This is a genomic window from Maritalea myrionectae DSM 19524 (assembly GCF_000423365.1).
Taxonomy (GTDB): domain Bacteria; phylum Pseudomonadota; class Alphaproteobacteria; order Rhizobiales; family Devosiaceae; genus Maritalea; species Maritalea myrionectae.
On sequence record NZ_AUHV01000004.1, the window covers coordinates 533,279 to 546,486 of the forward strand.

The 13,208-nt window shown below is 50.7% G+C and carries 11 protein-coding genes; 5 read left to right on the forward strand and 6 right to left on the reverse strand.

Going from position 1 to position 13,208, the window contains the following annotated elements:
• The first annotated feature begins 129 nt into the window (after positions 1–129).
• Positions 130–909, forward strand: a complete 780-nt coding sequence (locus G549_RS0113840; protein ID WP_027835517.1) for an IclR family transcriptional regulator — start codon at positions 130–132, stop codon at positions 907–909.
• 10 nt (positions 910–919) lie between these two features.
• Here the strand turns inward: G549_RS0113840 and G549_RS0113845 are convergent, their stop codons facing one another.
• Positions 920–1,801 (reverse strand): LysR family transcriptional regulator, encoded by an 882-nt coding sequence (locus G549_RS0113845; protein ID WP_027835518.1) that lies wholly within the window; start codon positions 1,799–1,801, stop codon positions 920–922.
• A 101-nt stretch (positions 1,802–1,902) separates the two neighbouring features.
• Here G549_RS0113845 and G549_RS0113850 point away from each other — a divergent pair, with 101 nt between their 5' ends.
• Positions 1,903–3,402: a CoA-acylating methylmalonate-semialdehyde dehydrogenase gene (locus G549_RS0113850; protein ID WP_036222672.1), complete on the forward strand. Its 1,500-nt coding sequence runs from the start codon at positions 1,903–1,905 to the stop codon at positions 3,400–3,402.
• 95 nt (positions 3,403–3,497) lie between these two features.
• On the opposite strand, the gene G549_RS0113855 is transcribed toward G549_RS0113850, so the two are convergent.
• From G549_RS0113855 to G549_RS0113870, 4 genes are all read right to left on the reverse strand, one after another.
• Entirely contained in the window at positions 3,498–4,478 is a 981-nt protein-coding gene (locus G549_RS0113855; protein ID WP_027835520.1) for an NAD-dependent epimerase/dehydratase family protein, read from the reverse strand.
• Positions 4,479–4,516: 38 nt separating this feature from the next.
• Positions 4,517–5,398 (reverse strand): MurR/RpiR family transcriptional regulator, encoded by an 882-nt coding sequence (locus tag G549_RS0113860; RefSeq protein WP_036222675.1) that lies wholly within the window; start codon positions 5,396–5,398, stop codon positions 4,517–4,519.
• Entirely contained in the window at positions 5,395–6,456 is a 1,062-nt protein-coding gene (locus tag G549_RS0113865) for an ABC transporter ATP-binding protein (protein WP_027835522.1), read from the reverse strand. The genes G549_RS0113860 and G549_RS0113865 overlap by 4 nt, the downstream gene beginning before the upstream one ends.
• Before the next feature lie 79 nt (positions 6,457–6,535).
• Positions 6,536–7,777, reverse strand: a complete 1,242-nt coding sequence (locus tag G549_RS0113870) for an ABC transporter substrate-binding protein (protein WP_051213849.1) — start codon at positions 7,775–7,777, stop codon at positions 6,536–6,538.
• A gap of 369 nt (positions 7,778–8,146) precedes the next feature.
• Here G549_RS0113870 and G549_RS0113880 point away from each other — a divergent pair, with 369 nt between their 5' ends.
• The 3 genes from G549_RS0113880 to G549_RS21510 all read left to right on the forward strand — a co-directional run bounded on the left by G549_RS0113880 (position 8,147) and on the right by G549_RS21510 (position 11,108).
• A complete protein-coding gene (locus G549_RS0113880; RefSeq protein WP_425462136.1) occupies positions 8,147–9,013 on the forward strand; it encodes a carbohydrate ABC transporter permease in 867 nt (288 codons plus the stop codon).
• 1 nt (position 9,014) lies between these two features.
• Positions 9,015–9,836 carry a carbohydrate ABC transporter permease gene (locus G549_RS0113885; RefSeq protein WP_036222677.1) on the forward strand — a complete coding sequence of 274 codons (822 nt, stop codon included), beginning with the start codon at positions 9,015–9,017 and terminating at the stop codon, positions 9,834–9,836.
• Between the two features lie 375 nt (positions 9,837–10,211).
• Positions 10,212–11,108: a transglutaminase-like cysteine peptidase gene (locus G549_RS21510; protein ID WP_051213851.1), complete on the forward strand. Its 897-nt coding sequence runs from the start codon at positions 10,212–10,214 to the stop codon at positions 11,106–11,108.
• Between the two features lie 39 nt (positions 11,109–11,147).
• Here G549_RS21510 and G549_RS20425 read toward each other — a convergent pair.
• Positions 11,148–13,208: beta strand repeat-containing protein (locus tag G549_RS20425; protein ID WP_210162431.1), on the reverse strand; the 2,061-nt coding region annotated here is incomplete at its 5' end.

A 13,208-nucleotide genomic window follows, 5' to 3' on the forward strand; every position in this document is an offset into this window, starting at 1 on the left:
GCCTGAACGAGGCTTGCATTCTGCATAAAGTTTCATATAATGGAACTAAAGTTCATTTAATGAAAATTGTGTGCGAGAAGACCATGCTTGTCAACGGTAATAAACAGATGGGTGCAAAGGAACTTCACCATGAGCGCTGAAAAAACTGCTGATGGCACGGTCGGCAAGGCGTTGGAGGTTCTTGATAGCGTTGCCGCTTATGGTCGCCCGGTGAGGTTTTCGGAGTTGCAAACAAGCTCCCCTTACCCCAAAGCAACTCTTTATCGGCTCTTGCAAACCTTGGTGCGGCAGCAAATGGTCAATTTGAATGAGACTGACGGCACCTATTCCGTTGGCCTGCGCTTGGTCAAACTTGCCCACGCGGCATGGGAAACAGCTTCATTGGCCCCAATTGCCCGCGCGCATGTTGCCGCGTTGGCCGAACAAGTTGAAGAAACCGTGCACCTTGCCCAGTTCGAAGCTGGCCAAGTTCTTTATGTTGATAAGCGCAAGTCGAATGATCAGTTTGAAACTTTGGCGCAGGTCGGCAAAGTCGCCCCAGCTTATTGTACAGGTGTCGGCAAGGCCATGATGGCCTTTTTAGGTCCAAAGCAATTGCAATTGGCCCTCAATCAACAGGCCTTTCATCGCTACACCCCGGCAACCCTCACCAACGCCGATCAGCTGCAAGCTGAGCTTGAGCATATCCGCGCCGATGGCGTGGCGTTTGACCGCGAGGAACATGAGCAAGGCACCATTTCCATCGCCGCCCCCGCGCTCACAAGCGAGGGGCGCGTCATTGGGGCAATATCGATCGCCACCTCAACAGCCCGCAAGACAATTGATGATCTGAACAGACTTAAGCCAGATCTATTGCAAGCGGCTGAACACATTGGCCAAGAGGCGACTTCATGGCAGTTTCCAGCGTAGGCGATCAGTTCTAGCCAAACAGCGCCCGCTCTTTGCTGACCATATGGAGAAGAAAATCATTCACCGTTGAAATCCGGGCGAGGTTGCGCTGGCTTTCATGAACAGCAAGCCAGTATGAGCGGCTAATTTTGAGCTCAGACAAAACAGGCTCCAAGCCAGAATCTGGATGCACCAGATAGTCGTGCAGTATGGCAATGCCCGCGCCGCCCCTTGCGGCTTCCACCTGTCCGGCTGCGCTTGAAATGGCCAGATTGGAACGCCAAGTCCGCAAAAACTCATGGGTGTAGTCAAGCGACGGCGTATAAATCAATTCCTCTACATACCCGATGAGGCGATGATGGGCGAGGTCTGCGCGTGTTTGTGGGCGCCCTGCCCGGTCTAAATATTCTGGTGCCGCATAGAGACCAAGTTGATAGTCCGTGAGCTTGCGCGCCACCAACCGCCCCTTTTCGGGGCGTCCCACCATAATTGCAATATCCGCTTCGCGTTGCGAAAGCGAAAAACTGCGCGGCACAGGCACCAGCTCGATCGTGAGATTTGGGTGGTTTTCGTAAAGAGCGCCCAACCTACTGGCCAAAAAGCCAATGCCGAACCCATCGGGCGCACCAATGCGCACCGTGCCAGCAATATCAGCGTCGTGATCCTCCAGCTTGTCGAGACCAACCAGAATTTCACTTTCCGCCCGCTCCAACGCCCGCATCAAGCCTTTGCCTTCGTCGGTGAGTTCGCACCCATTGGTTCGGCGCACCAACAATTTACTGCCCACATCTTTTTCAAGTGCCGATATTCGGCGGCTAAGGGTCGCCTGATTGATGGCCAGGGCGCGTGACGCCGCCAGAAATTGGCCATGTCGGCCTACAGCTAAAAAGAGTCGTGCATCATCCCAATTCATAATCTTATTTCACTTTTTGCAATTCAGTTATTCAATATTGGGCATTTAATTGCATTTTTGCAAGCATTAGGTTTATCCCAATTCCAACGGGAGACTTGATTATGACGGCTATTGGACACTTTATTTCAAATCAACATTTGGCTGGCACCTCGGGCCAAACCAAAGATGTTTTCAACCCCTCAACTGGTGAGATCAGCGGGCAAGTAGCTCTGGCAAGCGCCAGCGAGGTCGATAGCGCCGTCGCGGCAGCTCAAGCGGCATGGCCAGCCTGGTCCAAAACCCCGGCGCTCCGTCGCGCGCGGATTTTGGACAAGTTTAAATCCATTCTATGGGACCGCTTGGACGAGTTGGCGCAGATTGTTTCCAACGAACATGGCAAAACCTTTGATGATGCCCAGGGCGAAGTGACCCGCGGGTTGGAAGTGGTGGAATTTGCCACCGGAATTCCACACCTGATCAAAGGCGAGTTTTCCGAAAATGTCGGCACCGGTGTCGACAGCTATATGGCGCGCCAAGCCCTTGGTGTGGTTGCGGGCATTACCCCGTTCAACTTCCCCACCATGGTGCCCATGTGGATGTTTCCAATCGCTTTGGCAACGGGCAACACGTTTGTGCTCAAGCCAAGCGAGCGCGATCCCTCTGCGCCGCTGGTCATTGCGGAATGGCTGAAAGAAGCCGGGTTGCCCGATGGCGTTTTCAATGTGGTCAATGGCGACAAAGTGGCCGTTGATGCGCTGCTCGAGCACCCTGATGTGAAAGCGATCAGCTTTGTTGGCTCAACACCCATTGCGCAATACATCCACCAAAAAGGCACCGCAAACGGCAAACGTGTGCAGGCGCTCGGTGGCGCGAAAAACCATATGGTGATCATGCCGGACGCAGATTTAGACATGGCCGCCAATGCGCTGATGGGCGCGGCCTATGGTTCGGCTGGCGAACGATGCATGGCGATTTCAGTTGCGGTGCCGGTAACCGATGCCGTGGCGGATGCGTTGGTTGAAAAGCTGGTGCCCAAAATTGAAGCGTTGAAAATTGGCCCCTCCCTTGAAAAGGGCATGGAAATGGGGCCGCTGGTCACTGGCGAGCATTTGGATAAGGTCACCTCCTATATAGACAAAGGCGTTGAAGAAGGCGCGAAGCTTGTTGTTGATGGTCGAAACTTCAAAAAGCCGCAAGGTCACGAAGATGGATTCTTCATTGGCGGATCATTGTTTGACCATGCCACACCAGACATGACGATCGCGAAAGAAGAGATTTTCGGTCCAGTGCTTACTATGATCCGTCGCAATTCCTATCAGGACGCAGTGGATCTGATCCACGGGCATGAATATGCCAATGGTGTTTCTATCTTCACCCGCGACGGTGATGTTGCCCGAACTTTCAACCAAGACATTGAAGTGGGCATGGTGGGCATCAATGTGCCGATCCCTGTGCCCATGGCGTTTTACAGCTTTGGCGGTTGGAAAGCCTCGCTGTTCGGCGATCATCATATGCATGGTATGGAAGGCGTACGGTTCTATACCCGCATGAAAACCACCACCAGCCGTTGGCCAACTGGCGTGCGCGCCGACGCGCAATTCTCAATGCCAACGCTCGGTTAGGCCAAATTCAAAGCATTGTCCTAGCGCCGCGTAATTACTTGGCGCTGGGACAACCCAAGCATATCAGTGAGTCACACAGATATTTTCGGTCTGTGTTAGCCGGGATAGACGATTTCAGCGCGTTCGCTGCCCTCTCGATCAAATGCCCATGCCTGTTCAAGCAATGCTTCGGTGTCAAAGGCCGGACGCCAAGACAGATGTTGCCGCGCTTTTGAGTTGTCCAGCCAAACGCTGTGAAACTCAGTTTGCACGTCCACGGCCTCTAATCCAAAATTGGCATTTAGATATTTTGCAGCCACCCCATAGTCGAACGGTTTATCCATGGCGATGTTGAATGTTTCGCATCCTGCAGGCTGGATGTTCAGGGCTTTTATGATCGCGTTCACCAAATCATCTACCGCCAAAATGCTGCGTTGCAATGGTTTACCTTGCGCGCCTAGAGCCAGAGGCACGTTTTGGTTTTTGGTGAATTTTTCGGCGGTGCTGTCGTCAAAATATTCATGCCATCGAGGGCTGCCGAAAACCTGCTTTGAAAAACTCATGGCAAACCGCAAATCATCGTCAGCCACCAGCCAAGGCGCCCGAAGGCAACACCCCTGAATGCCATATTGAATATGAGCTTGGGCTAACATCACTTCTTCCAGAACTTTCGACAGGGAGTAACAACCCGGCGCGGCTTTGTGGGGGTAGCTTTCTGTGATCGGGGCGCTTGTCGGGTAAAAATAATGTCCGATAGCGGCATCACCGCCGACCAGCGCGAAATACTGCCCTTGCTGCGCTCGAAACTCTTCAAGAAGCCAAAACATCCCCTTTACGGTGACGTCCATAATAATTTCCGGCATTTCTTTGCAGGTCGCCATGTGCAGCACATGTGTGACCCCTTGCATAATGTCGGCAACAAACGGGCGATCAGCAATGTTGCCGCGCCGGACAGTCATACGTTCATCTGAAAACGGGAGATCGCGCGAAAAGGTCACTGCGGTGATTTTAAGCGCGTCCTGCTGGGGCTGATCTAGAAGTTTTTTGATCACCCGACTGCCGAGCTTACCGCTAGCACCGGTAACAAGTAGATGCATTTTATGTCCTTTGAAGTGGCAATCTGCAAACGGCCAGATTAGTCGCCAAGCGGCAACGTGCTGTCATAATCTTCAGCAATGGTCAGCGTTTGCTTGATCCGGCGGAGATTATCGACGATCTCCGGCCCCAAAATCTGTGTTGTCCGATAGGCAATGGTGTCGATGATGGTCATCAAGGCAAAACTGGCCGAATTTGGTTTATATACCTGACCGTCTTCAACATATCGATAAGGCACAACAATGTGTGCACATCGCGCCAGTGGCGTATCTGGCGGCGCAATCGCGATTGTTTGGGCACCATATTGGCGTGCGATATTGAACGAATCCACCACTGAAGACGCTGCCCCGGATAACGAAAAGCCGATCACAACAGTTGATGTGTTGGCCAGCGATGCTGTCATGCGTTGCAATCTCCCGTCTAGCCTTGTGGTCAGGTTAAAACCCAGCCGGAACAACCTGAATTCTGTTAGTTCTGCGGCCATCGAAGAAATGCCGCCCGTGCCAAGAATTTGAATCTTGTCGGCACCGGCCAATGCCTTTGCGATGGTTTCCACCAACTCGTCATTCAGAATTTCGCTAACTTCATTGATTGTGCGAATGGCAGAGTTGCTGATTGTGCCAATTGAAGAATGCTCCCCAAGAGATATGGGCTCACCTTCGCTCGACAAATAGGCTCCGCCAATGGCGATTGCCTGTGCCAGAGCAATTTTGAGCTCGCGGGTGCCATCAAGACCAAGGCTTGTCGCCAGGCGCGTCACTGTTGGTTCGCTAACACCAGCTTTTTTTGCCAATGCAGCGATAGACGATGAGGATGCGCCCGGAAGATCATCAAGAATAACTGCAGCCAAACTCTGCTCGGCTTTAGTGCCGTTGGCCAATTTTGCTTGCAACAATGTAACTACATCAATCAATGGTTTCACAATCTCATCCCACTGGCCCGGTCAAAAAAGTGCATATTCCTGCGCTTAACCCCTAGACGAAGGACGCCGCCAACGTCAATTTGCGGCCTGCCTCGGAATACGCACCGAACGCTTTGCCCCGCAATATACCCATATGCCATCACCTCAGCGCCGGTTGGCTCAACAACATCGAAATTCATCGCCAATGTGCCGTTCGGGTCAATATCATATGATTCCGGCCGAACACCTAAAATGATCTCAGTACTTGAATAGTTTACGCCGGAAACCGGCAGCACACTACCATCATCTAGTTTTAGCGATTGGTTATCCCCAGTACCGCTTATAGTTGCAGGGATGAAACTCATGGATGGAGACCCAAGAAAGCCGGCTACAAAAATATTTACAGGAAAATCATATAGATCCGTTGGCGTGCCGATTTGCTCAATGCGCCCCTTGTTCATAATGACGATCCGGTCGGCCATCGTCATGGCTTCAATTTGATCATGCGTGACGTAAACAATTGTTGCCCCCAATTTTTGGTGCAACGATTTGATCTCGGTGCGCATTTCCGCGCGCAGATGCGCATCCAGATTGCTGAGCGGCTCGTCAAACAAAAACAATTTGGAGTCACGCACAATTGCCCGTCCCATGGCGACGCGTTGGCGCTGGCCGCCGGAAAGCTCCGAGGGAAGCCGATCCATATATTGGGAGATGTTCAAAACCTTGGCCGCGCGGGAGATTTTCTTCTCCATTTCTGCGCCTTTTTCGCGCCGCACCCGCGGCCCAAACTCAATATTTTTGCGCACCGTCATATGCGGAAATAGAGCGTAGGTTTGAAACACCATTGCAATATTTCGTTTTTGGGGCGGTAGGTCATTTACCCGGATTGCATCAATGTGCAGATCTCCGTCGGAGATTGTTTCCAAACCGGCAATCATCCGCAGCAACGTAGATTTTCCGCAACCCGAAGGCCCCACCACAACCATGAACTCCCCTTCATTTATGGAGAGATTCAAGTCAGCGATAACTTCAAGCGCGTGATAGCGTTTGCAGATTCTGTTTAAATTCACACTCGACAATTTGTCTGGCCTTTCAAAGTTTGGGAGATGCGGCGTCAGCGAAGTTAGAACTAACGCCGCACGTTGCGCTCAGGGAGAGCTACATTCCCCTTAGGGTGTCGATGGCTGCCGCAGCCGCAGACAAAGCCTCTTCTGGCTCTTGTTCGGTTAGGTAGATTTTTTGCAGCGCGGACCGGGTGATATCGATGATCTCGTCCCAGCGCTCCACATTGGGTTGAAACTGGGCATAAGCCAGACCGTTGGCAAACGCCTTAATATCCTGATCTTGTTGGTAGAATGGATCAGCGACGACACTTTTGATCACGGGGAGCAACCCGTCAGCCTTGTTGAATTCGAGACGGAAATCATGCTCAAAGATGAAGTCCATAAATCTGCGAATTTCCGCCTTCGCGTCAGAATCCTTAAACACCATCACTGAATCAGTAATGGCCATGGTGCTCTGTCTGGCTTTCACAGGGAAAGGCAAAACCGCATAGTTCAAATCAGGCGCTTCATCCTTGATCTGAGGCACGAGCATGGGAAATGTGAAGATGGCCCCCACTTTGCCTTGCTTAAACATGTTGAAAACATCTTCGCGACTATATGCCGTTGGCGAAGGCTGTGTGGCCCCTTCCGCGACCAGTTTCGCGTAGAGCTTTGCAGCGGCGATGCCTTCCGGCGAAGCAATTGCGCTTTTGCCATTCTCGTCGAAAATCTGTCCGCCAAAAGACCAAAGCGCATAATAGAAATAGACGTCGACTTCTTCCTCTTTGCCGGGCAGTCCGAACCCGAACTTATCGTCGAGTGCAGAAATCTTCCTGGCAGCTTCTTCAAGCTCTTCCCACGTCGCAGGCGGCTCCATCCGAACTTCGTTATAAAGATCTGTATTGATCATCATGGCCCGTGCGGAGGCGGCAATGGGCAACCCCATCAGCTCTCCATCAATGACGGATGGCTGCAACAACCCGGGAATGAATTTTTCTTTTAAGTCCGGCGAAATTACATTCTCGATCGGCTCCGCCAGGCCGGCCTGTGAAAATTCGGCGAGCCAGATTGACGCCACCACCGACATGTCTGGCGCATTATTCCCTGAGATATCCGTTGTCAGCGTTTGTAAATAGTTCGACCAGGGAATGACCTCGATAATGATATCGATGTCAGGGTTTTCCTTCTCAAATGCCGCAGCTGCCTTTTCAAATGAAATTTTGGTATTGGCTGAGTATTCGCCCAAGGTAAATCTGATGTCCTTTGCAACGGCAGGCGATGCAAAAGCCCCCATAGCCGCAATGAGTGCAGCTTGGGTCAGCTTTCGATAGGTCTTTTTCTTTTTTGTCATGTCCATTGTGATCTCCTCTCAATCGCGGCCCGATGTCCGCTGGTCGGGAAAGCTAATTGGATTCATGTAAGTTTACAACATAAAATACACTAAAAATGAAATGTTTTTTCATTTTTGTTTCAGGGCGCAATTTTGACTCATATTCACAACCTTCCAAAACTTTCTGAAAATTATAATAAATACAAATATTTAATCAGACCCTCGACCTCTTACGCACAGATTACCAAGAAGCAAATTCAGAAATATCATGTAAATTCATTTCAAGTTAATTTCACAAATTTCACCACACCGCTTGATTTATGTAATATTATTTCATAAGAAGGCGCCTAAAGACGTAAGTGCGTCAAATACACGAGCGGAGCACCTTCAATGCGGATTTCAAGCAATCTGAATCCCTATCTTCTAATTGCCCCAGGGTTACTGGTTACCGGCATCATCATTTTATGGCCGCTTGTTCAATTGGGGCAGTTATCGGTAAGTGAAGTGAACCGCTTCGGGCAGGTAATTGGGCAAGGCGGGGCGGAAAACTATGTAAAAGTGTTCGCCGATCCAGAGCTCTACGCGTCGTCATTTCGGACGCTGATTTGGACGCTGGGCGTGGTCTTGGGCACCCTGCTTCTTGCCCTACCCATATCATTAGCGCTCAATGAAGAGTTTTACGGCCGAGGCGTGGCCCGCGTTTTGGTGATGCTGCCGTGGGCGATCTCGCTTGCAATGCTGGCAATTGTCGGGCGCTGGGCGCTGAATGGCGATAGCGGCACTTTGAATAATCTGCTGCAAATGCTGGAGATCACACAAACAGACATTGCGTGGCTGGCGCGCGCTGAAACCGCATTCCCAATGCAGATTTTGCTGGGCATTGTAGCGACCTTGCCTTTCACGGTAACGATCTTCTTGGGAGGCCTATCCTCCATCCCAACTGACATATATGAAGCCGCGCAAGTTGAGGGTGCGAACAAGCTGCAAACGTTCAGGCGCATTACACTGCCGTTGATGCGCCCCTTCGTGAATATTGCCGTGGTGCTGAACACCATTTATGTCTTCAACTCCTTCCCCATCATCTGGGCTACAACACAAGGCGGCCCTGCCAACTCAACCGATATTTTGGTGACCTACCTATACAAATTGGCCTTCCGCTTTGGCCGCGTTGGCGAAGCGGCGGTGCTTTCGCTGATCATGTTTGTCATTCTGCTGATTTTCACGATCATATATGTGCGCTTGGCCATGAATGAGGAGAACTAGAATGTCCAAACTCATGAAATCACTACTGATCTGGCTTTTTCTCCTACCTATTTTCGCCATCACGCTGTTTCCGTTTTATGTCATGGCAACAACGGCAATTCGTCCTCAAACAGAGGTCTTTGACCAGTCTTGGCTGCCCACACGATTTGCATGGGAAAACTTTGTTGAAATGTGGACCGCTGTAGGCTTTGGGCGGGCGCTGGCCAATTCGCTCTATATTTCCACGCTCGCCACCGCACTGACCCTCATTATTGCCATTCCGGCGGGTTATGCTTTGTCACGCTATCGTTTCGCTGGCCGCACGGGGTTTCGACGCTTTTTGCTTATCTCACAAATGTTATCGCCGATCGTTCTGGTCTTGGGGTTATTTCGCGTTTTGGTTTTGCTCAATGCGCTCAACGATGCACATGTTGTTGCGCTGCTCTACGCAGGGTTCAACACCGCCTTCGCCGTTTGGATGCTGGAAAGCTATTTTTCTACGATCCCCCGCGATCTGGAGATGGCATCTTGGATGGAAGGCGCATCCGGTTTCACAACAGCGCGAAAAGTTTTCCTCCCCTTGGCCATGCCTGCGATTTGTGTGACAGCGCTATTTACATTTGTGAATTCGTGGAACGAGTTTGTGCTCGCCCTGACACTCTTACGATCCGAAGAAAACTACACCTTACCCATTCAGATTTTGGCGATCGTTTCCGGTCGGTTTTCCGTAGATTGGCATTTGGTCATGGCAGCCGCCTTATGCGCCACCCTGCCCGTGGCAATATTATTTGCGTGGATGCAACGCTATATGCTGCGAGGATTGACCGCAGGCGCCGTAAAATGACCTTTCGCCGCCACCACGAGCCGCAAAATATACAATATGGCGATGGCGCAGCGACCAATTCGGCAGTCACAGACGCACACGCACCGACTCTTCACTGACGTTCGGACAGTTGCCGGATTACACTCAGCGCCATAAATATCCGCTATGAGCCCAGACAGAGCGCCATGGGCTACGCAATGAACTGCGATTGCTGAAGCCGTTCATCCCATCGCATTTCAAGCCGCACATCGACCGATTTACATGCCTTACCCCCAAACAGGAGCGCACTGGCTACAATTGCATAAAATTTTATCGAATTAAGCAACGTTAAATAAACCTAAACAATTGATCCAAAATTATTAAATAACCGCCATGATGTTCTCAATGGAGAGCGTCATGAATAAAGCAACATTTGGAATTAAGCTAGCATTAAGCGTAATATTTGCTTTTGCATTTACTTATTCTTCAATAGCAAAGGTGCCGGAACTGGCAAAGTCAGACCAAGTAGAACTGACTGGCTTTGAGCTATTCAATCACAGTGCGAAGCATTTTTTGCAAGATTTCATAGCAAAAGCAGCCAGCCGTGCGAAGGCAAATGACAACAGCAAACTCGCACAACGCGTGCGAATGCTTATCGACCAGCGCAAACCTGCACCAGTTCGACAAGAATTTCAAATTCCAGGATATGATGTCCTTAATTCCATTGCGGTGCTGGCCCCAAACTTACCCAGCACAAAAAGCTGGCAAACAGTTTCAAGCAGCGATTTTTCTGCACTCTATTCCGACACTTGTAATTTTTCTTCGGCTGCCTGCCAAACGCCATTTGCACAAAAAATGCAGAAACTTTTGCCAAGCTTGAAACATGCCTCTTCTTTTCAAACGCTAAGCCAGATCAACCGTGCCGTGAATGATGTGATCACCTATCGCGAGGACAGCAAAGCATTTGGCAAAAGCGATTATTGGGCCAATCCAATTGAACTGGCGCAGCGAGGTGCCGGCGACTGCGAAGATTTTGCCATTGCAAAATATTGGGCGTTGCGCACTCTGGGCTACCAAGAATCGCAGCTTCAGTTGATCGTTCTGAAAGATACCCGCCGCAATCTATACCACGCCGTTCTGGCGGTACATGAAGGCGGCCGCACATTTATTCTGGACAATTTGAGCAACAATATTGCTGAGCAATCCGCATTTCCAAACTATAAGCCGATCTTCTCATTCGTTGAAGATGTGGCCTATATTCACGGGCGCAGCAAACCTAACAACGCAAAAGTTCAATTGGTGGCATCAAACTAAAAAAGGCTGGCGTGTTCAAAGTCGCCAGCCCCTTCTCGTTTAGATGACATCCACGTCCTGATCTTGACCAGTATCAAACAGGATGTTGATCTTATTGCCATCATCCACGGTTATGGTAGCGACATCTACATATGAATTGCCGCCGCCGTCTGCATCAACTTTGATGGTATATTCATTTGGATTGCCGGTTGCATCGATGGAAACATAGCCGTCTCCATCCAAATCTACACCGCCTGGCAAACTTCCAAACAAGTCAGATAGATCAACAACATCCCCTTCGCCATAATTATAGTCGGCAATGACATCCTCGATGGTGAGACCTGCAGAGTCACTGTCCACCTTGAATGTATCAGCTCCAAGGCCGCCTTCCATGGTGTCGGACTCTAGCCCGCCTATAAGCACGTCATCACCATCGCCGCCAGATAGGAAATCAAGGCCATCCAGACCATCTAGGGTGTCATTACCACCATCGCCGAACATGATATTGGTTTCTGCGGTGCCCGTGATGTCTTCACTTGCTGATGAACCGAGGAAATGCGTTTCGGCCGCATCGTTTGTCCCCAGCGTATAGGGGGATGTAACCGAAACAGAATTTGCATCCACTGTTGCGGGCGCTTCCGGCAGCAAATTGATGTCTAAGGTGCCGCTTGAAGTATCACCATCGGCGTCCGTCAGTTCCAGATCCAAAGCAATTTGAACCGGCTCACCGGGGTCGGCGACCGTCGTGCCAAACCCACCAATTTTAAAGTCTTGGCCGCTTTCATGATGATATTCAATACTGTTATATCCATCGGCTGTGTATGTGGCTATTTGTGTGTCGGAAACCACACCATCAATCAGAACATCGTAAGTCCCATCTGTCATGACAAATTGAACGGTATAAGTAACTCCGCCAACAGTGACATTGGCGGCGGTCGTTCCGATTGCGTTAAAAGTGATCGTGCTCACCGCACCATCATACATAATAGACACTGCTGTGATCGACTCTTTAGTGCCGTCACCAACGGTTGTGTCGCCATCTGTGTCATCAAATGCTTTTATGCGAATTTCGCTTATTGCCGATCCACCTGAAATGCCGGTAAATGTGGCTGAAGCACCATTTGCAATATAGTGACCTGAGAAGGTGTGATCTTGGTTGTCAACGTGGCTATAATCGTCATTCACATTCTTTGAAGGATCCCCACTTAGACTGTTTACAAAGTCCAAGCGTATGGCCTCGCCGGAGCCGACCGAGTTGCCGCCACCAACGCCGCCTTCATTAGCATTTGTGTTCGTGGTTCCGTCGCTTACGCCTCCAACCATAGGTGTTAGCAGCAAGTCCAACTCGTTGCCACTGCCATCTGTAAAGCCAGACCAAGGGTCATTGCCCCCCACAAATGCATAGCCCGAGTTTGCGTCAAACACGATGTCAGTTTGACCACCATCAACTGTCCCAGACATTGTGATAGTGTAAGTATCATCAGTCGCATCGCTGGTGTCGTGATCGAGCTCAACAGTAAACACAATTCCCGTACTGGCATCGCCGCCGGTTGTGCCAACCAATGTTGAGCCACCATCCGTCAGATAGTAGGTGATGGTCAGACCACCCGACGTCAGCCCGCTATCAGCCCCATCGAGCGCAGCCGCAAAGCTGATCGCCCCTGTCTGGTCCGCCCCAACATTGTCATCAACGTTGCCATCAAAATCGAGCACTCCGACATAAGTGGCCCCATTCTCGTTCAACAATGTGCCACTTTGAGGGTTGAATGCTGTGGGTACATCATCAACCACATCAATCGTGACGGTGCCTTGTACTGTGTTGCCATTGGCGTCGGTCGCGGTGTAGGTGAACTGATCAACACCTGTTTCTGTGTTGGTGCCATCATCTGCATCCGGTGTTGAATCAACCGGCGTATGCAAGGTGTAGGTATAGCTGCCGTCCGCCAACAACTCGAACTCACCGTTCGCTGTTGTTGTGGAGATCGGGGTATAGGTGACGCCTGTACCCGAAACAGCCAGTTGACCTGTAACCGTTTCTGTCGTCGCACCTGGATCCGATCCCTCAACCGTACCCGCAGCAAGATCATCCCCATCCTGGTTCAGATCCAAAGCCGCCTCATT